28 protein-coding genes and 1 pseudogene are annotated in these 22,606 nt (G+C 29.9%); 21 read left to right on the forward strand and 8 right to left on the reverse strand.

The genetic code is table 11. From position 1 onward, the window contains the following. Positions 1 to 39: 39 nt before the first annotated feature. A pseudogene (locus Q0662_RS03110) lies at positions 40 to 305 on the forward strand (winged helix-turn-helix domain-containing protein); the annotation flags it as partial. A 66-nt stretch (positions 306 to 371) separates the two neighbouring features. Then, entirely contained in the window at positions 372 to 989 is a 618-nt protein-coding gene (locus Q0662_RS03115; RefSeq protein ID WP_298947091.1) for a deoxynucleoside kinase, read from the forward strand. Between the two features lie 241 nt (positions 990 to 1,230). Here the strand turns inward: Q0662_RS03115 and Q0662_RS03120 are convergent, their stop codons facing one another. After that, positions 1,231 to 1,686: a DinB family protein gene (locus Q0662_RS03120; RefSeq protein WP_298947094.1), complete on the reverse strand. Its 456-nt coding sequence runs from the start codon at positions 1,684 to 1,686 to the stop codon at positions 1,231 to 1,233. A gap of 40 nt (positions 1,687 to 1,726) precedes the next feature. On the opposite strand from Q0662_RS03120, the gene Q0662_RS03125 reads away from it, so the two are divergent. Continuing rightward, entirely contained in the window at positions 1,727 to 2,074 is a 348-nt protein-coding gene (locus Q0662_RS03125; RefSeq protein WP_298947096.1) for an arsenate reductase family protein, read from the forward strand. Positions 2,075 to 2,090: 16 nt separating this feature from the next. Here Q0662_RS03125 and Q0662_RS03130 read toward each other — a convergent pair whose 3' ends face one another. Genes Q0662_RS03130 through Q0662_RS03140 form a run of 3 tightly spaced genes read right to left on the reverse strand, consistent with a single transcriptional unit; the run spans position 2,091 to position 4,476 of the window. After that, the gene (locus tag Q0662_RS03130) at positions 2,091 to 2,564 is read right to left on the reverse strand and encodes a hypothetical protein (protein ID WP_298947097.1); all 474 of its coding nucleotides are present in this window, start codon (positions 2,562 to 2,564) and stop codon (positions 2,091 to 2,093) included. A gap of 21 nt (positions 2,565 to 2,585) precedes the next feature. After that, on the reverse strand, positions 2,586 to 3,575 hold the full coding sequence (locus Q0662_RS03135) for a glycosyltransferase family 4 protein (protein ID WP_298947098.1): 990 nt from the start codon (positions 3,573 to 3,575) through the stop codon (positions 2,586 to 2,588). 46 nt (positions 3,576 to 3,621) lie between these two features. Next, positions 3,622 to 4,476 carry a hypothetical protein gene (locus Q0662_RS03140; protein WP_298947099.1) on the reverse strand — a complete coding sequence of 285 codons (855 nt, stop codon included), beginning with the start codon at positions 4,474 to 4,476 and terminating at the stop codon, positions 3,622 to 3,624. 120 nt (positions 4,477 to 4,596) lie between these two features. Between Q0662_RS03140 and Q0662_RS03145 the strand changes: the two genes are divergently transcribed. Genes Q0662_RS03145 through mscL form a run of 3 tightly spaced genes read left to right on the forward strand, consistent with a single transcriptional unit; the run spans position 4,597 to position 6,823 of the window. Next, a complete protein-coding gene (locus tag Q0662_RS03145; protein WP_298947100.1) occupies positions 4,597 to 5,256 on the forward strand; it encodes a thymidine kinase in 660 nt (219 codons plus the stop codon). A 5-nt stretch (positions 5,257 to 5,261) separates the two neighbouring features. Continuing rightward, entirely contained in the window at positions 5,262 to 6,362 is a 1,101-nt protein-coding gene (alr, locus tag Q0662_RS03150; protein WP_298947101.1) for an alanine racemase, read from the forward strand. Positions 6,363 to 6,409: 47 nt separating this feature from the next. Further along, positions 6,410 to 6,823, forward strand: coding sequence for a large conductance mechanosensitive channel protein MscL (gene mscL / locus Q0662_RS03155; RefSeq protein ID WP_298947102.1), 414 nt, complete (start codon positions 6,410 to 6,412; stop codon positions 6,821 to 6,823). Between the two features lie 3 nt (positions 6,824 to 6,826). On the opposite strand, the gene Q0662_RS03160 is transcribed toward mscL, so the two are convergent. After that, the gene (locus Q0662_RS03160) at positions 6,827 to 7,357 is read right to left on the reverse strand and encodes a TlpA disulfide reductase family protein (RefSeq protein WP_298947103.1); all 531 of its coding nucleotides are present in this window, start codon (positions 7,355 to 7,357) and stop codon (positions 6,827 to 6,829) included. Positions 7,358 to 7,407: 50 nt separating this feature from the next. After that, positions 7,408 to 8,190: a S1/P1 nuclease gene (locus Q0662_RS03165; RefSeq protein WP_298947104.1), complete on the reverse strand. Its 783-nt coding sequence runs from the start codon at positions 8,188 to 8,190 to the stop codon at positions 7,408 to 7,410. A gap of 122 nt (positions 8,191 to 8,312) precedes the next feature. Here Q0662_RS03165 and Q0662_RS03170 point away from each other — a divergent pair, with 122 nt between their 5' ends. From Q0662_RS03170 to Q0662_RS03215, 10 genes are all read left to right on the forward strand, one after another. Further along, the gene (locus Q0662_RS03170; RefSeq protein ID WP_298947105.1) at positions 8,313 to 9,173 is read left to right on the forward strand and encodes an SPFH domain-containing protein; all 861 of its coding nucleotides are present in this window, start codon (positions 8,313 to 8,315) and stop codon (positions 9,171 to 9,173) included. A 54-nt stretch (positions 9,174 to 9,227) separates the two neighbouring features. Next, entirely contained in the window at positions 9,228 to 9,386 is a 159-nt protein-coding gene (locus Q0662_RS03175) for a DUF4177 domain-containing protein (protein ID WP_298947106.1), read from the forward strand. 2 nt (positions 9,387 to 9,388) lie between these two features. Beyond that, positions 9,389 to 9,877 (forward strand): hypothetical protein, encoded by a 489-nt coding sequence (locus Q0662_RS03180; protein WP_298947107.1) that lies wholly within the window; start codon positions 9,389 to 9,391, stop codon positions 9,875 to 9,877. Positions 9,878 to 9,884: 7 nt separating this feature from the next. Then, a complete protein-coding gene (locus tag Q0662_RS03185; RefSeq protein WP_298947108.1) occupies positions 9,885 to 10,808 on the forward strand; it encodes an alpha/beta hydrolase in 924 nt (307 codons plus the stop codon). A 1-nt stretch (position 10,809) separates the two neighbouring features. Then, positions 10,810 to 10,974 (forward strand): Arc family DNA binding domain-containing protein, encoded by a 165-nt coding sequence (locus Q0662_RS03190; RefSeq protein ID WP_298947109.1) that lies wholly within the window; start codon positions 10,810 to 10,812, stop codon positions 10,972 to 10,974. Positions 10,975 to 11,092: 118 nt separating this feature from the next. Then, complete coding sequence (locus tag Q0662_RS03195) at positions 11,093 to 14,260, forward strand: hypothetical protein (protein ID WP_298947110.1); 3,168 nt, start codon at positions 11,093 to 11,095, stop codon at positions 14,258 to 14,260. Positions 14,261 to 14,291: 31 nt separating this feature from the next. Beyond that, positions 14,292 to 14,939, forward strand: coding sequence for a DUF2490 domain-containing protein (locus Q0662_RS03200; protein ID WP_298947112.1), 648 nt, complete (start codon positions 14,292 to 14,294; stop codon positions 14,937 to 14,939). 3 nt (positions 14,940 to 14,942) lie between these two features. Beyond that, positions 14,943 to 16,247: a DUF819 family protein gene (locus Q0662_RS03205; protein WP_298947113.1), complete on the forward strand. Its 1,305-nt coding sequence runs from the start codon at positions 14,943 to 14,945 to the stop codon at positions 16,245 to 16,247. Positions 16,248 to 16,285: 38 nt separating this feature from the next. Continuing rightward, positions 16,286 to 16,990 (forward strand): DUF4369 domain-containing protein, encoded by a 705-nt coding sequence (locus Q0662_RS03210; RefSeq protein ID WP_298947114.1) that lies wholly within the window; start codon positions 16,286 to 16,288, stop codon positions 16,988 to 16,990. A 48-nt stretch (positions 16,991 to 17,038) separates the two neighbouring features. Next, on the forward strand, positions 17,039 to 17,191 hold the full coding sequence (locus Q0662_RS03215; RefSeq protein WP_298947115.1) for a hypothetical protein: 153 nt from the start codon (positions 17,039 to 17,041) through the stop codon (positions 17,189 to 17,191). Here the strand turns inward: Q0662_RS03215 and Q0662_RS03220 are convergent. After that, positions 17,188 to 17,643, reverse strand: coding sequence for a DUF4442 domain-containing protein (locus Q0662_RS03220; RefSeq protein ID WP_298947116.1), 456 nt, complete (start codon positions 17,641 to 17,643; stop codon positions 17,188 to 17,190). The two genes, Q0662_RS03215 and Q0662_RS03220, sit on opposite strands and share 4 nt — an antisense overlap. Positions 17,644 to 17,796: 153 nt before the next feature. On the opposite strand from Q0662_RS03220, the gene Q0662_RS03225 reads away from it, so the two are divergent. From Q0662_RS03225 to Q0662_RS03240, 4 genes are all read left to right on the forward strand, one after another. After that, positions 17,797 to 18,225, forward strand: coding sequence for a DUF4870 domain-containing protein (locus tag Q0662_RS03225; RefSeq protein WP_298947117.1), 429 nt, complete (start codon positions 17,797 to 17,799; stop codon positions 18,223 to 18,225). A 10-nt stretch (positions 18,226 to 18,235) separates the two neighbouring features. Then, positions 18,236 to 18,580 carry a PadR family transcriptional regulator gene (locus Q0662_RS03230; protein ID WP_298947118.1) on the forward strand — a complete coding sequence of 115 codons (345 nt, stop codon included), beginning with the start codon at positions 18,236 to 18,238 and terminating at the stop codon, positions 18,578 to 18,580. Then, positions 18,573 to 20,246 (forward strand): PspC domain-containing protein, encoded by a 1,674-nt coding sequence (locus tag Q0662_RS03235; protein ID WP_298947119.1) that lies wholly within the window; start codon positions 18,573 to 18,575, stop codon positions 20,244 to 20,246. The genes Q0662_RS03230 and Q0662_RS03235 overlap by 8 nt, the downstream gene beginning before the upstream one ends. A gap of 96 nt (positions 20,247 to 20,342) precedes the next feature. After that, positions 20,343 to 21,071, forward strand: a complete 729-nt coding sequence (locus Q0662_RS03240; protein WP_298947120.1) for a head GIN domain-containing protein — start codon at positions 20,343 to 20,345, stop codon at positions 21,069 to 21,071. A gap of 151 nt (positions 21,072 to 21,222) precedes the next feature. Here the strand turns inward: Q0662_RS03240 and aat are convergent, their stop codons facing one another. Continuing rightward, positions 21,223 to 21,852, reverse strand: coding sequence for a leucyl/phenylalanyl-tRNA--protein transferase (gene aat, locus Q0662_RS03245; protein ID WP_298947121.1), 630 nt, complete (start codon positions 21,850 to 21,852; stop codon positions 21,223 to 21,225). A 123-nt stretch (positions 21,853 to 21,975) separates the two neighbouring features. Between aat and Q0662_RS03250 the strand changes: the two genes are divergently transcribed. Beyond that, complete coding sequence (locus tag Q0662_RS03250) at positions 21,976 to 22,605, forward strand: short-chain dehydrogenase (protein WP_298947122.1); 630 nt, start codon at positions 21,976 to 21,978, stop codon at positions 22,603 to 22,605. The last annotated feature ends 1 nt before the right edge of the window (position 22,606 follow it).

Genomic DNA, 22,606 nt, shown 5'->3' on the forward strand with positions numbered 1-22,606 from the left:
AATAATAATAATAGTAGTAGTAAGAAGCAATTAACCCTTAATTATAACAAACAAATCCTTATTTTTTTTTCTGATACAGAACAGCAACTTACACATAGAGAACCACAATTGCTTTTTTATTTACGTCAGAAAAAATCAAAGTTCTAGACAGAATATTTATTTTAAATAAATTGTAGGGTAATTACGATTTTTTTAATGCCAGAAGTATGGATGTTTTTATAACTAAATTAAGAAAGAAGCTTAAAAAAGACAAAAACCTACAAATTTTAAAAGTATCTGGTTTTGGTTATAAATTAATTTGTTAACACTTTTATAATTACAAAAAATGTGTACCTTTAACCACACTTTTTTTAATCTTATTAATTATATTTATGCACGTTGCAATTGCAGGTAATATTGGCGCAGGTAAAACTACGCTAACCAAACTTTTAGCCAAACACTACAAATGGAAGCCACATTTTGAGTCTGTGGATGAAAATCCGTATTTAGATGATTTTTACACAGAAATGGAGCGTTGGTCTTTTAATTTACAGGTTTATTTTCTAAATAGTAGATTCAGACAAATTTTAGAATTAAGAGAAACTGGTAAAAATATCATACAAGACAGAACTATTTACGAGGATGCTCATATTTTTGCACCCAACTTACATGCAATGGGTTTAATGACCAATAGAGATTACAGCAACTATTCTTCTTTATTTGAGTTGATGGAAAATTTAGTTTCTCCACCCGATTTATTAATTTACTTACGTGCAGATATTTCTACTTTAGTAGGGCAAATACACAAACGTGGTAGAGAGTATGAAAACTCGATCTCTATTGATTATTTAAGCAGATTGAATGAACGTTATGAAGCGTGGATTTCTAAATACACTAAGGGGAAATTATTGGTTATTAATGTAGATAATTTAGATTTTGTAAGCAATCAAGAAGATTTAGGTTACATTATAGATAGAATTGATTCTCAAATTAATGGTCTATTTTATTAGTAACTATTTTATATACAAAAAAAAGGGGTGAAATTTAAATTTCACCCCTTTTTGTATTTTTAATTTTATGCGTGGAAAGCGCTGTCTAGGTCTATTAACAAATCGTCTACATTTTTTTTACCAACAATCAAATGTAAAAAAAAATCTATAACACCAATTTTTAACGCTCTATTTATATGGTCAAAAATGGCTGATAAACAATCTAAAAAATGTGGTAAATAGAAAATAATCCATACTTTTTTTAAACTAGTTTTTTGATAGCTCTTATAATACCATAGTGTATTCCTTCATGAAAATTATTAAAAACGATTGCTGTGTTTATAGAAGTTAGTACAAAACCTGTACTTGTAGGGTACTCATTATAATTTTCAAAAATACCAGCTTCAAAATCTTCTTCTAAAGTATCTGGCAAACCTATTAATAATTCTTTTACCTCTTTAAACTCCTCTTCTGTAAACGTTTTAGTAGGTAAAGTTCCTTTTTTGTGAGCTTCTATTAAATCATCTGGACACAAACAATTTAAACCAGACAATTTATAGTGTAACAATTGCTGTGTAACTACCAAATGAGCTACATTCCATGCTATATTATTTTTAAATCCTTCTGGAGTTTTATGAATTTGATCTAATGATAAACCCTCTAATTCTTTTGCTACTAATTCACGAGATTTTCTTAAAACATCGAATTGTATCTTCATTTTTATGTTATTTTTGATACCACAAATATAATTGATTAATATGAAGAAAGTATACTTTTTAAAAACTTGCGATACTTGTAGAAGAATTTTAAAAGAAGTAAACACCACAGGTTTTACAGAACAAGAAATTAAAACAAATCCCATAAATAAAGAGCAACTAGAAGAAATATTTCAGCTTTCTAAAAGTTATGAAGCTTTGTTTAACAAACGTGCTAGGTTATATACTTCTATGGATTTAAAAAACAAAAATCTAACAGAAAAAGATTACAAAAAATACTTATTAGAAGAATACACTTTTTTAAAACGTCCTGTTTTTATTATTGATGATGAAATTTTTATAGGAAACAGTAAAAAAGTAGTTGCAGCAGTAAAAGAGAAGGTTGGATAAATAAAAAATATTTTTTTTAAAAATTCATTGATAGGCTCATAGAACTTCCTTTGAAATTCAAATTTAAAGTTGGTTTATAATAAGATGTTTTATTTGGCATATCAGCATTATAAAGTTCAACTGCTTCTTTCGTTTTTCTATTAAAACCTTTTATAATTGGTATGGTAGCTACAATTAGAGCTGCACCTACACCAGCCAAAACCCATTTTGGATCTCCACCACCAATAGCAGTTCCAATAGGATAACCAACCAATGCACCACCTGATGCACCTAAAACCATACCCCAAGTTTGGTTTGTTTTTGCTGACTTTACAAGTTCAAAAACTTGTTTATTGTCTTTCACTACCTCTTGCATTTGGTTTAATGTTAACATTTTATCATTCTGAGAAAATGTATAACCACCAAATACTTTTTTCATTTCTATTTTTTGAGCGTTTACAGCTGTTAGTGTAATTATTGATAATAACAATACAAGGATACTTTTTTTCATTATTTAAAATTTGTTTTTGATTTAATTTGATTTTGATTTATATACTTTCATTAAGTTTTCGGCTTCTTTTTGAGCACTCCAATTTAACACAATTTCCTCTCTTGCTTGCACTCCTATATCTGGTATTTTTTTGGTGATAAATTGCGTTAACAAATCTTTCAATTCGTTAACATTACCAGCGTTAAACAAATACCCATTTGTATTATTTGTTATTAATGATGAATGAACGCCTACATTTTTAGTAGCTATAACAGTACATCCACAAGACATAGCTTCTGCAGTAACTAAAGAAAAACCTTCAGAAAAACTAGGCACAACCACCAATTTTGAAGCTTGGTAATACTTAACTATATCTGAAGTTTCATTTATAAAATATACTTGATTTTCTATTGCTTGTTTTTTGGCAATTTCTTTTAATTCTTCTAAAAAAGCTGGTTTATCTACTTTACCAACAATCACCAAAACCCAATCTTTATGTTCTTTTAAAATTTCTGAAGCTTCTAATAGAACGACTTGTCCTTTTGCTTTTCTAACTCTACCTGCACAAAGAATAATATTTTTTTTCGAAACATTTTCTAACTGAACATTTTCTTTAGGCACAAATTTATCTGCAGCAACTCCATGACCAACAATGGTGTTTTTTACACCTAAATTAACACTCATACTTTGTATTAAAGTAACTACCCTGTCTACACTTTTTAAGAGTTTTAAAGTTAATCCAGAAGGTTTTGTTTCTGCATGACGTGTAGCAACTAAAATAAATTTTGCACCCAAAGCTCTATAAACAAGCATTCTAATAATTTCGTTATTTCTGTGGCAATGCACCACTACCTCTCTATCAGAAAATAAAAACTTTCTTAATTGTTTAGGGGTTAAATGTGAACCATTTACGCCATAACCGTATAAATAAGTTTCAAACTTCCTGGAAAAAAAAGGCAACACATTTTCTATGCTTCTAGTAACACCTGTTCTTCTTTTATGAAAATGTGTATGTATTAAAATGGGTTTCAAAATAAGTTTGAAGTTTGAATAATTGTAATTAGAATTTCAAAAAAAATTACTTATGATAAATAAATTTGCGTTCTACAATTTCTATAAAACGATTTTCTAAATCTTCGTGCTCAGACCAATTATAATCTGGTTTTACCATTTTCTTGATAAACTTTTTTGCTTCTTTTTCTGTTTTAATTGTATTTAATTGAGAAACGACTCTATTAAAATCTTCTTGACTGTCATTAAATAGGTTTTTTACAAATGCAATTCTATCATTCAAACCAATTTGTATATTTCCTTGCAACTGGTCATTTAAAGATTTTTGTTGTATCGGCTCAAATAAATTTGCCATTACATCAACAGGAATGGTATCTTTTAATTCGTCTTCTAAACTAGTAACTTTACCTTCATCTGAAGATGCATCTTTAAAATTTTGAGGTTTCGCATCACCAAAAACCAAACCTTCTAACTCAGGTTGCTTTATTTCTTCTTCAATATCCTCTTTATCTACCTCTAAATATTCACTTTCATTTTCGACCTCTTCTTGCTGTTTTTCAATTTCCTCCTCTTCAAAATCATCGGCTACTTCTGCTGATAGCTTTTCATTTTCAACCTCTAAACACTCATTATTTAAATTAGTCACACTTGTTTGTGGCAATTCTTTTTCAACATCTTCTTTAGTACTTTCTACAACTCTAGTTTTATTTTCTAGTGCTTTTTCTAGAGTAACAGTTAAAGTTTCTTTAGCGTCTTTGGCGTTTGGTATATGATTAACATACTCTTCTACAAAAGCAAGTAACGATAGCCTTTCATAGACTTCTTGCGCTTTTTCTTTTAAAGCAAAAACATCTGTTCTGTTTTTCATTTGTAAAATACTGTGGGCTAAACTCACTAAATCGCTTTCCAATTTTTTGTGCATAAATTTTATTTTATTGGTAAAATGAATTTTATATAAATTATTTATTACTCGTAAATATTGCTAAATTTGTAGCAAATAAAAATAACGTAAATTTATAAATATAAAGCCTAAAATTACAAAATGTTTCTTGAAAATACGGTAAATTATACAGAACAATTTGGTTGGATAGAAGTAATTTGTGGTTCTATGTTTTCTGGTAAAACAGAAGAATTAATTAGACGTTTAAAAAGAGCGCAATTTGCCAAACAACGCGTAGAAATTTTTAAACCTGCTTTAGATACACGTTATGATGAAGAAGAAGTGGTTTCTCACAATGACAATAGAATTAGATCTACACCTGTACCAGCTTCTTCTAACATTAGATTGTTAGCCAATGATGTAGATGTGGTTGGCATAGATGAAGCCCAGTTTTTTGATGATGAAATTGTAGCTGTTTGTAACGACTTAGCAAACCGAGGTATTCGTGTTATTGTAGCTGGTTTAGATATGGATTTTAAAGGCAATCCTTTTGGCCCAATGCCTGCATTAATGGCAACAGCAGAATATGTTACAAAAGTACACGCAGTTTGTACACATACAGGTAATTTAGCTCATTATAGCTTTAGAAAAGCACAAAATAATGCTATTGTTATGTTGGGCGAAACCCAAGAATACGAACCTTTAAGCAGAGCTGCTTACTATAAAGCCTTACAAAAACAGCAAGAAAACAATCAACACAAAAAAAGTGATCAAAATAATTTAACAGACACAGATGCTTCCGAAATTACGGAACAGTTTTAAGCCTTATGAATAACCATGTTACTGTTTTAGAAATTGATGGAAATGCCCTATTGCACAACCTAAATTATTTTAAGAAAAAATTAAACGAAAAAACTAAAATTTTAGCAGTTGTTAAAGCCTTTGGTTATGGTAGTGATGGTGTTTTAGTTGCCAAATTTTTACAAGACAAAGTAGATTATTTTGCTGTTGCCTATACCCATGAAGGTATTGCTTTAAGAGAAGCTGGTGTAAAAACACCTATCTTAGTTTTACACCCTCAAATTTCAAATTTAGAGGCGATTACTCAACATCATTTAGAACCCAACTTATACAACTTTAAAATTTTTGAAGCTTTTTTACAGTTAGCAGAAAGTATTCCGTTAATGAATTACCCACTTCATATAAAGTTTAATACAGGTTTAAACAGATTAGGTTTTTGCCATACAGATATTGATAAAATAATTACCAAGTTAAAAAATACTAATCGTGTTAAAGTACAATCTCTATTTTCTCATTTAGCTGCTAGCGAAGATTTAGAAGAGAAAGATTTTACTGTAAATCAAATAAGTAATTTTACATATACAGCACAGCAGTTTTACAAGCTTTTAGGCTACAAACCTATGTTACACATTTTAAATACATCTGGGGTTGTAAACTTTGCAAAAGCACAGTTTGATATGGTTAGAATTGGCATTGGTTTATATGGTTTTGGTAATGGTGCTAAAGAAACTAATCAACTTAAAAATACACATAATTTAAAATCTATTATTTCTCAAATACACTTTATAGAACCTGGAGAAACTGTAGGATATAACAGAGCTTTTGTTGCAAAAAACCCTACAAAAAGTGCTACAATACCTATTGGGCATGCAGATGGTTTGTCTAGAAAATTGGGAAATAAAAAAGGCTATGTACTCATCAACAATAAAAAAGTAAAAATTATTGGTAATGTTTGTATGGATATGATTATGGTTGATGTTACCAAAATAGACTGTAAAGAAGGGGATGAAGTTATTGTTTTTAACAGTCAAAAGATGTTGCAAGATTTTACCACAGTTTCAGAAACTATTGTATATGAAACTTTAACAGCTATCTCTAATCGTGTTAAAAAAACATTAAAGAAATAATTTTTTTCTATCTTAGTTAGCAAATTAACTAATTAAAAAACAATAACATGGGAGTACTAAAAGAGTTTAAAGACTTTGCAATGAAGGGTAACCTTGTAGATATTGCAGTAGGTTTTGTTATGGGAGCAGCTTTTAAACAAGTTGTAACTTCTTTTACGGGAGGTATTGTCTCTCCACTAATTGGATTACTGTTTAATGCAGATTTTAAAAATTTAAAATGGATTATTAAAGATGGTATTGCTAACGATGCTGGTAATGTGGTTGGCGAAGTTGCTGTACTTTATGGAGACTTTTTAACAAACGTTATCGATTTTATAATTGTTGCTTTTGTAATGTTTGTAATAGTTAAAGGTATTAACGCAACTAAAAAGAAAAAAGAGCCTGTACCAGAAGTACCAAAAGGACCTTCTCAAGAGGATTTATTAGCAGAAATTAGAGATTTGTTAGCAAAACAAAAGTAATTTTTATTGGTTTAAAAAGGTTTGTAATTCAGTTTCTAAGGCTTTATAATCAAAAGATTGTTCGTAAAACTTACGTTTGTCTTTATTATAAATAATGGTTACAGGTATTGCTCCAGACCAATTTTTATCAATATCTTTTATCCAGACATCTTCGTTAACATCATTTAACAAGACCACTTTAGATTGTAAGTTTTTCTGTTCTATAAACGGAATTAATTTCTTTTCCATTTGTTTTGGAAAGTCTAGACTCACCAATAAAACCTCTACATTTTTATCTGCATATTCTTTATTAATTTTTTCAAAATAGGGTAATTCTTTTACACAAGGTCCACACCAAGTTGCCCAAAAATTAACAACATAAATTTTGTTATCTTTTTTTTCTAAAAGCGGTTTTAACTCTTTATATGTATATGATTTTACTGAAGTTTTTTCAGCAATCTCCACCGTTTTTAGATCTTTATTGTTTACAGTTTCTTTTTTACAAGAAAGAAAACCAATCAACAAAAAAGACAATACATAAACTTTATATTTCATTTCATAAAAATATAAATAATTTAAATATAAAATTAATAATTAACTGATTATTAACCAAATATGTCGTTTAGTATTTTTGCTAAACGAATACCACCAACTTGCAATTGTCTTCTAGCTATACCTAAATAATCGTAAGAATATCTGTAACGTAAATTTTCACCCTCTTTTACAGATTTGTATAATTCCTTGGTAATTTCATGTACTTCATTTACCCATTCTATAACTGTACCTTTTTGAATTGCTTTTATCTGATTTTTTGATAAATCTTGTGCATTATTTGCCAATTCCACGTAGCTCATATTCCACTCTTCTATCATTTTGGTATCCCAGACTGCATGTAAATTTGTCCCTTTTCCAAACCATTGTACTTGTATAGTATTGCCTCCTTTATCTTCTCTTTGACCAATATGCATAGGTTGATGTAAATCTCCAACAAAATGAACCAATAACTTTAGAAAAAAAGCTTTGTCTTTATCTGTACTATTTTCATCTTTTAAAATGCTAATACATTTGTCAATACCTGTTACTAAATCTCCTTGCGGATTCTTTTCTGCTGTTGCATAGGTTTCATCCAAATCCATATTAATATAATGCCAAGGATAGTATTTACTGTAAGATTTATCTGATTTTATTTCGTCTGCATAGGTAGATACAAAAGCTAAACTTTCTCCTTTTAAAAGTTTGTCAATTTTTCTTTTGGCTCTTCTTGTTAAATGTTTTTCTGCAATTTTACCAGTAACTCTATGTCCATTTTGACCCCAAAAAAAAGCTTCTTCGTTACTAGATTTAGAAATAAAAAAGAATGGTATCAGTAATAAAAGTTTAAATTTCATGAGAAGTAATTTAATTTGTTTTTTGCGAAGTTATAAAATTATTTGTCGAAAATATTTGGAAATCAATAAAATAATTTAATATATTTGTGATATCAATTTAATATCATACTAAATTTTACATTATGAAAGCAGAAAAAATTATTAAACTTGCCAACGGCTATTTAATGTTGGCAATTGTATTTTTATTATTCTTTGGGGGTATAACCATGTCGTTCATCAAAGAAACACCAGCTTATATACCACTTGCTATTCTAGGTTTTATAGGCTTTTTTGGCTTTATTTTAGTAAACCCTAATACATCAAAAGTAATTTTATTATTTGGTAAATATGTAGGCACCATTAAAGAAAACGGCTTGTATTGGGCAAATCCTTTGTATAGAAAAAAAACCATTTCTTTAAGAGCAAGTAATTTTGATTCAGAAAGATTAAAAGTAAATGACAAATTAGGAAATCCAGTAATGATATCTACCATTTTGGTTTGGCGAGTTACAAACACGTATAAAGCTGCATTTGATGTAGATAATTATGAAAATTTTGTACGTGTACAAACAGATGCTGCTGTTAGAAAGTTAGCAAGTATGTATCCTTATGATAATTTTGCAGACGAAGGCCATGATGAAGACATTACTTTACGATCTAGTGTAAATGAAGTTTCTGAAGCTTTAGAAAAAGAAATAGACGAACGCTTAACCATTGCTGGTATAGAAGTTTTAGAAGCAAGAATTGGCTATTTAGCTTATGCAAATGAAATTGCTTCTGCCATGTTAAAAAGACAGCAAGCAACTGCCATTGTAGCTGCAAGACATAAAATTGTACAAGGTGCAGTAGAAATGGTAGAAATGGCTTTAGAAGAACTAAACAAAAAAGAAATTGTAGAGCTAGATGAAGAACGTAAAGCAGCAATGGTAAGCAACTTATTAGTTATTTTATGTGGTGACAAAGAAGCTTCACCTGTTGTAAATACGGGCACTTTAAGTCATTAATGGTTGTATGCAATATGCAAAAATGAATAATTTTAAAATCTGAAACGAAACAAAATGAAAGAATATAAAGTAGTAACCTTAAAATTAGGGTTTAGAAATAGAATTCAAAATTTTGAAGATTTATTAAACCAATATGCAAGAGAAGGTTGGATTTTTAAAGAAGTACCAAGTGGATGGAATTCTGTAATTTTAGAAAGAGATAAAAACAGGTAAAAATGAAAGTTTTTAAAGAAGAACAACGTTTTACCCAACTTTGGTTAATTGTTTTAATGTCTGTGGGTTTATTTGTACCTATAGCTCTTATTTTTCAAGAGTACAGCAAAGAAAACTCATCTATTAGTAACAATGAACTAATAGGAAGTACTATTGCAATTTTAGCTTCCGGTTTACTCATTTTTTTCTTTAAATTAAAAACAAGGATAGACGAAAAAGGGATTTATTATCAATTTTTTCCATTTCATTTTAAATACAAATTAATATTTTGGTATGAAATTGAAAATGCATTTGTAAGAACTTATGATGCTATTGGAGAATATGGTGGTTGGGGTTTAAAAGGCGGTTTCTTCTGGAGAAAATCCAAAGGAACTTGCATTAATGTTTCTGGTGATATTGGCATTCAATTAGAATTAAAAAATGGTAAAAAACTACTAATTGGTACTCAAAAAAAAGAGGAGGCTATTAGTGTTTTAAAAACGTATAAATAAAAAAAAGATGAATAGAGTTTTTCTTTACTTTTTAATATACATTTTAGGAGTTACTATGGCAATTGCACAAGTAAAGTCTGAAAACATCATTTTACAAAATGGCCAAATAGAATTACCTGGTACATTAACCCATACATCAGAAAAGCAACCTTTATTAATTTGGGTGCATGGTTCTGGTAATATAGACAGAAATGGTAATCAGTTAGGCACACCTGTAAAAGCAAGCTACATTAAACAATTTAGAGATGCTGTTAATAAAGAAAATATTGCCTTTTTTAGTTTTGATAAAAGAACTTCCAATAAAAAAAACAGCGCGTTTTTAAAAAACACTAAAATAACAGATTTTGTGTTAGATGTTCAAGAAGTTGTAAAACACTTTAAAAAAGACAAACGTTTTTCTAAAATTGTATTAATAGGTCATAGCCAAGGTTCTTTAATTGCAATGTTAGCTTCAAAAAATGTAGATAAATACATTTCAATTGCTGGTGCAGGAGAAACCATAGACAAAACCATCCTTAAACAATTAAACGCTAAAAACCCAACTTTAGGTAAAGCTGCAAAACAACAATTTGACACCTTAAAAATCAAAGGAAAAATAGAAACAGTAAATCCTTTTTTGATAAGTATTTTTGCAAAACCCAACCAACCTTTTTTACTTTCGTGGATGCAATTAAATCCTACCAAAGAAATTAAAAAAGTTAAAAAGCCAACTTTAATAATTCAAGGCACCAAAGATTTACAAGTAAAAATTGAAGATGCAAAGGCTTTAAATGAGGCAAAACCAAACGCAAAATTGGTATTGATAGAAAACATGAATCATGTTTTAAAACAGATCACTAAAAACGAGGATAACTTAACTTCCTACTATTCTAATACATTTTCCATTTCAGAAAAACTAATAGAAGTTGTCGTAAAATTTGTAAAACAATAAAATGGCAAATAAGAAAGCTTTCGCATTGCGAGTTAATGAAGATATGTTAAAAGCCATAGAAAAATGGGCTGCAGATGAATTTCGTTCTACGAATGGTCAAATAGAATGGATGCTAATGCAAGCTTTAAAAGACGCAAATCGCGAACCTAAAAAGAAGGAGGAATAAAAAAGGGGTTAAAACCTATTGTTAAAACAAAACTGTTAAAATAAACGCTCAATTTTTATTGAGCGTTTTCTATTTTGTATCTTGTTCCCACTAATTCAATTAATTCAAACTTTACAAAATGAAAAAACTATTCACACTACTTTTTTTAGCTTGCTCTACCCTACTCTTTTCTCAAGAGTTTTCTATGGATTTGGTAAAAAACATGAAACCAAGAAACATTGGTCCTGGAGGAATGTCTGGACGTGTAACTTCTATTGATGTTGTAGAATCTAACCCAGAAATTATTTACGTAGGAACTGCTTCTGGAGGAATTTGGAAATCTACATCTGGTGGGGTAAAATGGGAACCTATATTCGAAAAAGAATTAACAGCTTCTATTGGGGCAGTTGCTATTCAGCAATCCAACCCAAGTGTTGTTTGGGCAGCAACTGGAGAAGGGAATCCAAGAAATAGTTTAAATGGTGGTTTCGGAATTTACAAATCTTTAGACGCAGGTAAAACCTGGAAATCTATGGGTTTAGAAAAAACACGTCATATTCATAGAATTTTAATTCACCCTACAAATCCAGATGTAGTGTATGTTGGTGCCATTGGTTCTCCTTGGGGAGAACACAAAGAACGTGGTGTTTATAAAACTATGGATGGTGGAAAAACTTGGAAACAAATTTTGTTTACCAATATAAAATCAGGAACTGGAGATTTAATTATGGATCCCAAAAATCCAAATAAAATAATTGCTGCCATGTGGGAACACAAACGTGATCCTTGGTTTTTTAAATCTGGTGGAGAAGGTAGTGGTTTATACATTACACATGATGGAGGAGAAAATTGGAAGAAAATTACCGAAAAAGAAGGTTTCCCAAAAGGTGAATTAGGTAGAATTGGTGTGGCAATTGCGCCCAATAATACAAATATAATTTATGCGTTGGTAGAATCTAAAAAAAATGCCCTGTATAAAAGTGAAGATGGTGGTTTTAAATGGAAAAAAATAAACGACAAACCTGGTATTGGAAACCGTCCTTTTTACTACTCAGAAATTTATGTAGATACACAAAACGAAAATAGACTTTACACTGTTTTTACCTATGTAAATGTTTCTGAAGATGGTGGTAAAAACTTTAAACAATTAATGCCTGCTTATGGCGTAAATAATGGTGTGCATCCAGATCATCATGCTTGGTGGATACATCCAGCAAATGGTAAATTTATGATTGATGGAAATGATGGTGGTTTAAATATTACCAAAGATGGTGGTAAATCTTGGCGATTTATTGGCAATATTCCTGTAGCACAATTTTATCACATTAATGTTGATAATGAATATCCTTACAATGTGTATGGAGGAATGCAAGACAATGGTTCTTGGAGAGGTCCTGCTTATGTGTGGAAAGCACAAGGAATTAGAAATTCTTATTGGCAAGAAATTTCTTTTGGTGATGGTTTTGATGTAGTTCCAGACAAAGACAATTCTAAATATGGATGGTCTATGAGCCAACAAGGTTCTGTAGTTCGTTACGATTATATTACAGGAAACAATTACTCTGTAAAACCAACTCATAAAGATCCAAATATCCAGTTGCGTTTTAATTGGAATGCTGCTATCAACATAGATCCTTTTGATAATAATACCTTATATTTTGGAAGTCAGTTTGTGCATAAATCAACAGATAAAGGGTTAACTTGGACCGTAATTTCTCCAGATTTATCTACCAATAACCCAGAAAAGTTAAAACAATCAGAAAGTGGTGGTTTAACTATGGATGCAACTGGTGCAGAAAATCATTGTACAGTTTTAGTAATAGAACCCTCTCTTTTGCAAAAAGATGTATTGTGGGCCGCAACAGATGATGGGCAAGTACACATCACCAAAAATGGCGGAGAAAACTGGACAAATGTTGCAAAAAACATTAAAGGTTTGCCAGAAAACAGCTGGATTACGCAAATTAAAGCCTCTAACAAAAATAAAGGTGAAGCTCTTTTAATTGCCAATGATTATAGACGTTTTAACTACACACCATATGCCTACAGAACTAAAAATTACGGTAAAACTTGGCAACGTATTGTAGATGAAAAAGATGTACAAAGTTACACCCTGTGTATTATAGAAGATCCAGAAAACGCAAACCTATTGTTCTTAGGTACAGATGATGGATTGTATATTTCTGTGGATGCTGGAGGTAAATGGACAAAATGGACCAATGGTTTTCCAACAGTTCCTGTAAAAGACTTGGTAATACACCCAAGAGAACAAGATTTAGTAATTGGTACTTTTGGGAGAGCTGCTTGGGTTTTAGATGATATTCGCCCTTTAAGAGCTTTGGCAAATAAAAATGCTACTTCAAAAAAATTACAATTATTTGAACCACCTACCGCATATCAAGCAGCCTACCAACAACCCACTGGTAGTAGGTTTGGCGCAGATGCAATATATCAAGGAGAAAACAAAAATGGTGGTGCTATGATTTCTTATTTTGTTGATGTGCCTAAGGTTGATAAAAAAGCGAAAAAGAAGAAAAAAGAGGATGTAAAATACGACTCTATTAAACTAGAAATTTTTAATGACGCTACACAAATTAGAACCTTAAAATTTAAAGCTCCTAAAGAAAGTGGTGTATACAAAATAACTTGGTATTTAAGAGAAAAAGGAGTTGCTAGAGCTTCTAGAAGAATTAGAGAATCGAAAAGAGAACCTTCTGGAGTTCAAGTAAAACCAGGAACATACAGATTAAAAATGACTTTTGGTAACGAAGTTTCAGAACAAGATATTAAAGTTGAGTTTGACCCCCGTTTACAGATTTCTCAGGCAGCAATCAACCAAAAATATGCAGCTAGTAAAGAATTGGAAAAATACCAAGAAAAAATTGCTGCAGCTGTAAAACAATTAGTACAAAGTAAAAACACTGCAACTTCTATAAAAAGTGATTTATCTAAAAAAGACAAAAAGAAGTACAAATCAGAAATAAAAAAATCATCAGAAATTATTAAAAAAATTGATGATTTAATTGCTAAATATTTAGGTTCTATTGACAAAAGGCAAGGCATTACCAGAAACCCAGAAATAACCGTAAACCAACGTTTTGGACAAGCTAGTAGATATATACGTTCTCGTTTTGGCGAACAAACAGCTACAGAAACTATGTTAATGAATCAATTTAAAAATGAATTTACCAAAGTAATTTCTGAAACCAATACCTTTTTTAATAATGATTGGGTTACCTACAAAGCCTCTGTTGAGAATATTAAAATATCTCCTTTTAAAAAGACTAAAATATTTACAAGCAATTAAATGTATGCGTTTTTACCTTTTAATTTTAAGCATGTGTTTTCTATTTTGTAAAATACATGCTCAAAATAATACTAAAGATCAATTGGGAACTTGGTATATGTACAATGGTTCTCATAAAGTTTCAAAAAAGTGGACTCTAAAAACTAGTTTTCATGTAAGATATTACGAGTTTATTACAGAATATCAGCAAGAAATATACAGGTTTGGTGTAAATTACGCTTTTAATAAGAAAATAAATTTAACCCTAGGCTCTGTGTATTCTATAAAAGATATTTCTTACAAAGAAAATTTACCAGATTTGTATGAATATCGCTTTTATCAAGATTTAAATATGAAAGATAATTGGGGTAATTTTAAAGTAAAACATAGAATTAGATTGGCACAACGTTTTAAAAGACAAAATTTTACAAACAAAACTACTCATAGAATTCGATATGGTTTATTTGTAAAATATCCGCTAAATAATAAGCTAACAACCTATGCCTTTAATGAATTTTTTATAAAATTTGCAAGCAAACCGTTTGGCGAAAACAGAACTGGGTTTGGGTTTTTACATCAACTAAATTCTACGTTAAAATTAAATTTTGGATACCAACAAATAAAACTGCCAAATCAAATTCAAAAAAGATTACTTCTCGGTATTGTTATAAACACGAATCACTTTAAAAAATTAACATAAAATATGGAGCCTATTTTCACAAACGACGCCATTGTATTTGGTATTTTAATGATTTCTTTAGGAATTGTTTTTTACACAGAAAGTATAAAAACAGGTTTTTGGCCAAAATTTTACAAAATAGTACCAGGTTTATTTATGGCCTATTTTATCCCTGCTTTATTTACAACAGCAGGTATTATTTCCCCAGAATGGGAAACCATAAATACCGATGGAGAAACGATTGCTAAAAGCTCTCAATTGTATTTTATAGCCAGTAGATTTTTATTACCAGCTGCATTGGTTTTAATGACTTTAAGTATCGATTTAAAAGCCATTTTTAATTTAGGCAATAAAGCATTGATAATGTTTTTTACAGGAACCATTGGTATTATTATAGGGGGTCCTTTAGCTATTTTATTAATCTCTATTTTTTCTCCAGAAACAGTTGGTGGCGCAGATTTTGATGCTGTTTGGAGAGGACTTTCTACTCTTGCAGGAAGTTGGATTGGTGGTGGTGCAAACCAAACTGCCATGTTAGAAATATACAAATACAATCCAGCAAAATATGGAGGAATGGTGTTTGTAGATATTGTAGTTGCTAATATTTGGATGGCTGTATTATTAATTGGTATTGGTAGAAAAGATAAAATTAATAAATGGTTAAAAGCAGATACTTCTGCTATAGAAGAATTGAAAGAAAAAGTAGCTTCTTTTTCTAAAAAAGTAAAAAGAAATCCGTCTTTAACAGATTTAATGATTATGCTAGCCATTGCTTTTGGCACAGTTGGTTTTGGCCATTTTGCTTCTAAATACTTAGGCCGTTTTTTTAACAGCTTTGTAAAAGGAATGGAGTCTCAAACATGGCGTAATATTTTTTCATTTTTAGGATCGAGTTTCTTTTGGTTAATTAGTATTTCTACAATTGTAGCTATTCTAATTTCGTATACAAAAGCTAAAAATTACGAAGGGGCAGGAGCAAGCAAATTAGGTAGTGTGTTTATCTATATTTTAGTAGCAACAATTGGTATGAAAATGGATTTAAAATTAATTTTTGAAAACCCTGGTTTAATCGCTATTGGCTTAGTTTGGATGAGTATTCATGCAGGTTTATTAATAGGAATTGCAAAATTAATTAAAGCACCATATTTCTTTTTAGCTGTGGGTAGTCAAGCTAATGTTGGTGGTGCTGCTTCTGCACCTATTGTTGCACAAGCTTTTCACCCGTCTTTAGCAACAGTTGGTGTTTTACTCGCAGTATTTGGGTATGCAATTGGTACAGTTGGTGCTATTTTGTGTACAATTTTAATGGAATTATCTGCCAGCATTTAAAAAAATAAAGCATATTTGCAATCGTAAAAAATCATAGTATGAAACGTATAATTGGTATTATTTTAGTAACTATTTTACTAACAGCATGTTCTTCTAAAAAAGAAAGAAGCATGGTCGTTGAAGGAAACATTAAAGGTTTAAAAAAAGGAGTTTTATATCTTCAAAAAATGAAAGATACTGTTTTGGTTTCTATAGATTCTGCAAAAGTGATTGGAGATGGAAACTTTAAATTAACAGATGATGTTGATTCTCCTGTAATGTATTACATCACATTTAAAGGAAATACTACCGATAAAAGAATTCTATTTTTTGGTAATAAAGGAACTATTACTGTAAATGATAATATTGAAACTTTTGGTTTTAATCCAGAAATTATAGGATCTGAAAACCAGTTAGTTCTTAATGATTTTGCTAAGATTAATAATCAGTTTAAAAACCAAAGTTTAGAATTTATTAAAAAAGAATTTGAAGCAAAAGCAGCAAATGATAAAGAGTTATTAGCTAAAGTGCAAAAAGATTATAATAGAATGGTTCGTAGAAAATACTTATATACTACAAACTTTGCACTTACCCACCCAAGCTCTGAGGCTGCACCTTATATAGCATTAACAGAATTATACAATGCCAACATTAAACTTTTAGACACCATAAACAAGACGCTTACACCCAAAATAAAAGCTTCTGATTATGGAAAACGTTTGGACAACTTTATAAAAAGATTGAAAGAAACCGAAGAGAAATAGAAAAAAAACTGAATCTAAGAATTCAGTTTTTTTTATTAAATTTATAAGATGAAATACTTATCTCCAGAAATTGAAGCATTATCAAAACAGTTTGAAGAAACAAAATCTTTAGCGAGAATTGGAGTTTCTTGTGGTATTTTTCAAGATTGTGATTATACAGAAGAAAGACCTAAACCTATTTTAAGAAATAAAGAAGATTAATTTTTTACTTTTAAACTCCACTCAAAACTAAATTTAGACACCACGTCTGCTTCTTCATTTTTTCCTCGAGAAATTAAGGTAATCACTTGCCCTTCTTTTGTTTCAATAGATTTTTCAATTGCTTGTTTTATTGTATGACCACCTTTACAAGTAAACATAATTTTACCAGTTGCCTTTTTATAAAACTCTGCTTCTTGTTTGGTAACTAACATAGATACTTTCTGATTAGATTGAGATATAGCATACATCACCAAAGCACCAGTTGACATTTCTGCAGCCATACCCTGGGCAGCCCAAAACATACTTTTAAACGGATTCTGATTTATCCATTGATGCTTAATTTGTACAGTACAAACACCATCCTTTAAGGTTTTTACCCTTAAACCAGACAGCCAGCCCAAGGGTAGTTTAAAAAGCATAAAAGAATTGATACGGTTGGGTGTTATTTTCATCTTATCTTGTATTTATTAGCAATTTACTATTTTTTTAATAAATCAAACGAAGAATTTAAATGTTAATATTTTGTTAATTACAGTACTATGTATTGCATAATACCTTTTTAAAGATATATATTTGCATAAGAAAGTATTATATACAATTCAAACATGAAACATAACACCCAAAACACAAACGCTTTTTTAATTCATATTTCTGCTTTTGCAGGTTTTATATTTCCATTTGGTCATATTATTACACCACTTGTTGCGTGGCAAACATTAAAAGAAAGAAGTGCATTTTTAGATGCGCAAGGTAAAGAAGCTGTAAACTTTAATATTAGCTATACCCTATATGCTTTTGTATTAACCTTACTATTTATTCCTTTTGCTTTTGGGTCTTTTTTTAGAAACCTAATTGCTAGTCATCATTTTCATTTCGACTTAGATTTTACCCCAAACATTTTAGGTGTTATTGGCTTAGGTTCTGCAGCAGGTATTATTTATTTAGTTGGTATTGCTTTAGTTATTATTGCCTCTTTAAAAGTTAGAGATGGCGAAAACTACAAATATCCATTTACAATAAATTTCATAAAATAAACCACAATATATGAAGATAGAAAACACAAAAGCACAAATGAGAAAAGGTGTTTTAGAGTACTGCATTTTATCCATTTTAAAAAATGGAGATGCTTACACTTCTGAAATACTTTCAACTCTAAAAAATGCAGAAATGATTGTGGTAGAAGGCACGATTTACCCATTATTAACCCGTTTAAAAAACGCAGGTTTATTAACATATAGATGGGAAGAATCTACCTCTGGCCCCCCAAGAAAATATTACGTTTTAACAGAAAACGGAGGCATGTTTTTAAAAGAATTAGACAAAACATGGAGCAATTTAGTTAACGCAGTAAACCAAGTAATTAGCACAAAAACAACTTCAAATGAATAAGACAATAAATATAAATTTAGGCGGATTTTTCTTTCATATAGATGAAACTGCTTATCAAAAATTAAAAAGATACTTAGAATCTATCTCTAGATCTTTAAGTGAAGATCCGCAGGGAAAAAACGAAATTATTGCCGATATAGAAGCACGTATTAGCGAGCTTTTATCAGAAAAAATAACAGACGCAAGACAGGTTGTAAATGAAAGCGATATTGAAGATATTATTGCAATTATGGGACAACCAGAAGATTATGCAGAAGCAGAAGAAACCTATTCTGATGCCAATTACGCTTCCCGAAAAAATAACGCATCTGGTAAAAAACTATTTAGAGATGGTGATGACAAGTTTTTAGGTGGTGTTGCTTCTGGTATTGGACACTATTTTGATATTGATGCAATCTGGATACGTTTAGGCCTATTAGCCTTATTTTTTGGAGCTGGTTTTGGTATTATTCTTTATATCATCTTATGGATTTTATTACCTGAAGCTAAAACCACTGCTGAAAAATTACAAATGGAAGGCGAACCTGTAAATATAGATAACATAGAAAAAAAAATTAGAGAAGAGTTTACACATGTTTCTGAAAATGTAAAAGATTTTGCCAACAATGCGTCTTTAAAAATTAAAGATGGTGCAAATGAGTTTTCAGAAAAAATAAATAAAACTTTTTCAGCAAAGACAAAAAAAAATAATGGTATAGAAGATTTTTTAAATACTATTGGTAACCTATTTCTAGTGCTCTTTAGAGTTATAGGAAAGTTTATAGGTATTATTCTAGTATTTATAGCTGCTGCTGTTATTTTATCTCTAATTATTGGAGGGTTTTCTTTGGGTAGCATAGAGTTTTTAAACATCGATGGCAATTTTATAAACTATCCGCATTTTTTTTATGATGCTAGTTTACCAAAATGGGTGTTAACTATTTGTTTGTTTACCTTAATTGGTATTCCATTTATTGTACTGTTTATATTAGGATTAAGAATTTTATCAAGCAACGTAAAACAGTTTAGCAAAACCACTTCTTTAACATTATTAGGTATTTGGTTAATTGCCTTATTAGCTATCATTTTTACAGGAATCGAGTTTGGTACAACCCATGCTAATTATGGTAAATATGTAGAAAAACAAGAGCTAAATATTACTAAAAAAGATACACTAATCTTAAAAATGGTAAATGATGATAGCATTTATTACAGACATAATCTAAAAAGAACCTATAGTAAACAAGAAGTAGAAATAGAAAATACTATAAAACTGTATTCTAATTATTTACGTGTAGATGTAGAAAAAAGCAATACAGGTAAAGCTTATTTTGTAATACAAAAAGAATCTTATGGTAGAAGTAGCATTAAAGCTCGTAAAAATGCAGAACAAATTAATTACAAATACAACTTTACAAATAATCAAGTAGTATTAAACGCTTTCTTCTTATCAGATGTAAAAAATATTTTTAAAGATGAAGAAGTAAAAATCACCTTCTTTGTTCCTGAGAAAACCACAGTATATTTTGATAATTCTATGAGATATTTTTTAATGAATGTTAGAAATAAGGATGGTATTGATGAGAGAGAGATGGGGAATCATCACTTTAGAATGAAAAAAAATTATTTAGAATGTACAGATTGTAAAAAGGAAGAAGAAAAAATAGAAATTAAAGCAACTATATAATTACAACTCAACCGAAACAATCAACAACTGGGCTACTAAATTTAGAGGGTAAGCGTCTATTATGAGATATTTACCATCAAAATTAAAAGCATTATTATGAAAACAGCAATTAATCGAATTTTAACAGTACTTTTTATAACTACTTTACTTGCATCTTGTAGTGTAGGCATATTTAACAGCGTAAATGGCAACAGAAATGTTGTAACAAAACAACGAACTTTACAACCAGATTTTATAGGGATTAACGTAAGTAATGGTATCGATTTATACATCTCTCAAGATGATAATACGGCAATATCTGTAGAAGCAGATGAAAATTTACACGACATCATTGTTACTGAAGTTGAGAACGGAATTTTAAAAATATACACAGAAAAAAATATTTGGCAAGCAAAAGCTAGAAAAGTATTTGTTACTATAAAACAATTAAACTCTTTAAAAGCCACAAGTGGAAGTGATGTGTATGGAGAAGGCATTATAAAAGCAAATGAAATTGCCCTATCTAGTTCTAGTGGTGCAGATATAAATATAGAAATTGATGCTAAAAATATATCTACAAGCGCTTCAAGCGGTGCTGCTATAGAAATAAGTGGAAAAGCTATCAATCATGCATCTAATGCTGCAAGTGGCAGCTCTATAAATGCCTATAATTTAAAAAGTAACAATGTAATTGTAAGCGCAGCAAGTGGTGCCGATATAGATGTTTTTGCTTCAGAAAAAATAGAAGCAAAAGCTTCTAGTGGTGGTGATGTAGATTTTAAAGGAAATCCGAAAAAAATATCTAAGAAAAGTTCTTCTGGTGGAAGCATTTCTCAAAAATACTAATTGGAAATTAAAAAGGGTGCTTAATTATAAGCATCAACCTTATATTGAATAAAATTTTATTAGAAAGCTAACTTCTAATATAGTTACTAATACTTGGTTTTATTAGTTTACTTAGTAAGACGCTGTTTTTTTTCAAAACAGCGCTTACTCTTTAGTATGTTTTTAAAATTTCTAAAAAAGCAGTTCTATCAATTTCTTTGGCGCCCAAACTGGCTAAATGATCAGTATAAACTTGGCAATCTATTAATTGATACTTCTTGTTTTTAACCAAATGGATAAAGGCTAATTTAGAGGCATTAGAAACTTTACTAAACATACTTTCGCCACAAAAAATGCCATTAATTTCCAAACCATAAAGACCACCAACCAGTTCTGCGTCCTTCCAAACCTCTACAGATTTTGCAATTCCTTTTTTATGTAAGTTAATGTATGCTTGCTCCATATCATTTGTAATCCAAGTACCAAAATCATCTTTTCTATCGATACTTTTACAGTTGTAAATTACTTGGGCAAAAGCTTTGTTTTCTGTGATTATATATTTCTTTTTTTTGATGATTTTCTTCATGGATTTAGATACTTTTAAATCATCTGGAAACAGTACCATTCTTTCAAAAGGACAATACCAAATAATAGGATCTCCTTGAGAATACCATGGGAAAATTCCGTTTTTATAAGCATGAATTAATCGTTGTTCAGACAAATCGCCACCCAAAGCAATAATGCCTTCTTCTGTTGTAAATTCGTATGGTGGAAATGCAATAGTATCTGAAAGCCAAATCATTTAAAATCTATCTTTTTTTTTGCAAATTTAACCATTTCACAAAAAACAGTTAATCTATTATAATACACGCAATTTATTTAGAATTAGTTCTTACTTTTACAAGCTCATTAAAACGCTATTTTTTTGAATAAAAAGAAGAAAAAAAGGAAAAAGAACACTGCTTTTATTGGCAAAAGATTACATGTTTACTATGGCAGAACAGGTTTTTATCTATTTGTTTGGGAAAGTTTAAAAAGAGCTTTTTTTCCCATAGTTTTGGTGGTTCTACTCTTATTTTTATTTAATAAGTATGTTTACGATGTTAATGAGGGTTTAGAAACTATTACAGAAACTTTTTCTAGAATTGGTATTTTAACTACTTTTTTTATTTCAGAAACACTTTTGGGTTTAGTACCACCAGAAATGTTTATAGCCTGGACTAAAAAAACTCCAGAACCGATTTTAAATTTATCCATTTTAGCAACACTATCTTATTTTGGTGGTTTATTATCTTATTTTTTAGGTAAAATGACTTTAAAAATACCTGCTGTAAAAAAATATTTAGAAGTAAAAATGGCTGCCAATTTAAAAAACACTAAAAAATGGGGTGGCTTTTTAATTTTAGTAGGTGCATTATTACCTTTACCTTTCTCAATAGCGTGTTTAGCTGCAGGTATGATTAAATATCCTTTTAAAAATGTAGTTGTTTTTGGGGTATTTCGTTTTTTACGATTTGCAGTTTATGGGTGGGCAATTTTTAAAGTAGTTACTTAAT

Source organism: uncultured Polaribacter sp. (assembly GCF_947503855.1).
GTDB lineage: Bacteria > Bacteroidota > Bacteroidia > Flavobacteriales > Flavobacteriaceae > Polaribacter.

Coding starts and splice junctions, on each gene's coding strand:
- Q0662_RS03115 (WP_298947091.1), top strand. CDS start 372: ATGCACGTTGCAATTGCAGGTAATATTGGCGCAGGTAAAACTACGCTA.
- Q0662_RS03120 (WP_298947094.1), bottom strand. CDS start 1,686: ATGAAGATACAATTCGATGTTTTAAGAAAATCTCGTGAATTAGTAGCA.
- Q0662_RS03125 (WP_298947096.1), top strand. CDS start 1,727: ATGAAGAAAGTATACTTTTTAAAAACTTGCGATACTTGTAGAAGAATT.
- Q0662_RS03130 (WP_298947097.1), bottom strand. CDS start 2,564: ATGAAAAAAAGTATCCTTGTATTGTTATTATCAATAATTACACTAACA.
- Q0662_RS03140 (WP_298947099.1), bottom strand. CDS start 4,476: ATGCACAAAAAATTGGAAAGCGATTTAGTGAGTTTAGCCCACAGTATT.
- Q0662_RS03145 (WP_298947100.1), top strand. CDS start 4,597: ATGTTTCTTGAAAATACGGTAAATTATACAGAACAATTTGGTTGGATA.
- alr (WP_298947101.1), top strand. CDS start 5,262: ATGAATAACCATGTTACTGTTTTAGAAATTGATGGAAATGCCCTATTG.
- mscL (WP_298947102.1), top strand. CDS start 6,410: ATGGGAGTACTAAAAGAGTTTAAAGACTTTGCAATGAAGGGTAACCTT.
- Q0662_RS03160 (WP_298947103.1), bottom strand. CDS start 7,357: ATGAAATATAAAGTTTATGTATTGTCTTTTTTGTTGATTGGTTTTCTT.
- Q0662_RS03165 (WP_298947104.1), bottom strand. CDS start 8,190: ATGAAATTTAAACTTTTATTACTGATACCATTCTTTTTTATTTCTAAA.
- Q0662_RS03170 (WP_298947105.1), top strand. CDS start 8,313: ATGAAAGCAGAAAAAATTATTAAACTTGCCAACGGCTATTTAATGTTG.
- Q0662_RS03175 (WP_298947106.1), top strand. CDS start 9,228: ATGAAAGAATATAAAGTAGTAACCTTAAAATTAGGGTTTAGAAATAGA.
- Q0662_RS03180 (WP_298947107.1), top strand. CDS start 9,389: ATGAAAGTTTTTAAAGAAGAACAACGTTTTACCCAACTTTGGTTAATT.
- Q0662_RS03185 (WP_298947108.1), top strand. CDS start 9,885: ATGAATAGAGTTTTTCTTTACTTTTTAATATACATTTTAGGAGTTACT.
- Q0662_RS03190 (WP_298947109.1), top strand. CDS start 10,810: ATGGCAAATAAGAAAGCTTTCGCATTGCGAGTTAATGAAGATATGTTA.
- Q0662_RS03195 (WP_298947110.1), top strand. CDS start 11,093: ATGAAAAAACTATTCACACTACTTTTTTTAGCTTGCTCTACCCTACTC.
- Q0662_RS03200 (WP_298947112.1), top strand. CDS start 14,292: ATGTGTTTTCTATTTTGTAAAATACATGCTCAAAATAATACTAAAGAT.
- Q0662_RS03205 (WP_298947113.1), top strand. CDS start 14,943: ATGGAGCCTATTTTCACAAACGACGCCATTGTATTTGGTATTTTAATG.
- Q0662_RS03210 (WP_298947114.1), top strand. CDS start 16,286: ATGAAACGTATAATTGGTATTATTTTAGTAACTATTTTACTAACAGCA.
- Q0662_RS03215 (WP_298947115.1), top strand. CDS start 17,039: ATGAAATACTTATCTCCAGAAATTGAAGCATTATCAAAACAGTTTGAA.
- Q0662_RS03220 (WP_298947116.1), bottom strand. CDS start 17,643: ATGAAAATAACACCCAACCGTATCAATTCTTTTATGCTTTTTAAACTA.
- Q0662_RS03225 (WP_298947117.1), top strand. CDS start 17,797: ATGAAACATAACACCCAAAACACAAACGCTTTTTTAATTCATATTTCT.
- Q0662_RS03230 (WP_298947118.1), top strand. CDS start 18,236: ATGAAGATAGAAAACACAAAAGCACAAATGAGAAAAGGTGTTTTAGAG.
- Q0662_RS03235 (WP_298947119.1), top strand. CDS start 18,573: ATGAATAAGACAATAAATATAAATTTAGGCGGATTTTTCTTTCATATA.
- Q0662_RS03240 (WP_298947120.1), top strand. CDS start 20,343: ATGAAAACAGCAATTAATCGAATTTTAACAGTACTTTTTATAACTACT.
- aat (WP_298947121.1), bottom strand. CDS start 21,852: ATGATTTGGCTTTCAGATACTATTGCATTTCCACCATACGAATTTACA.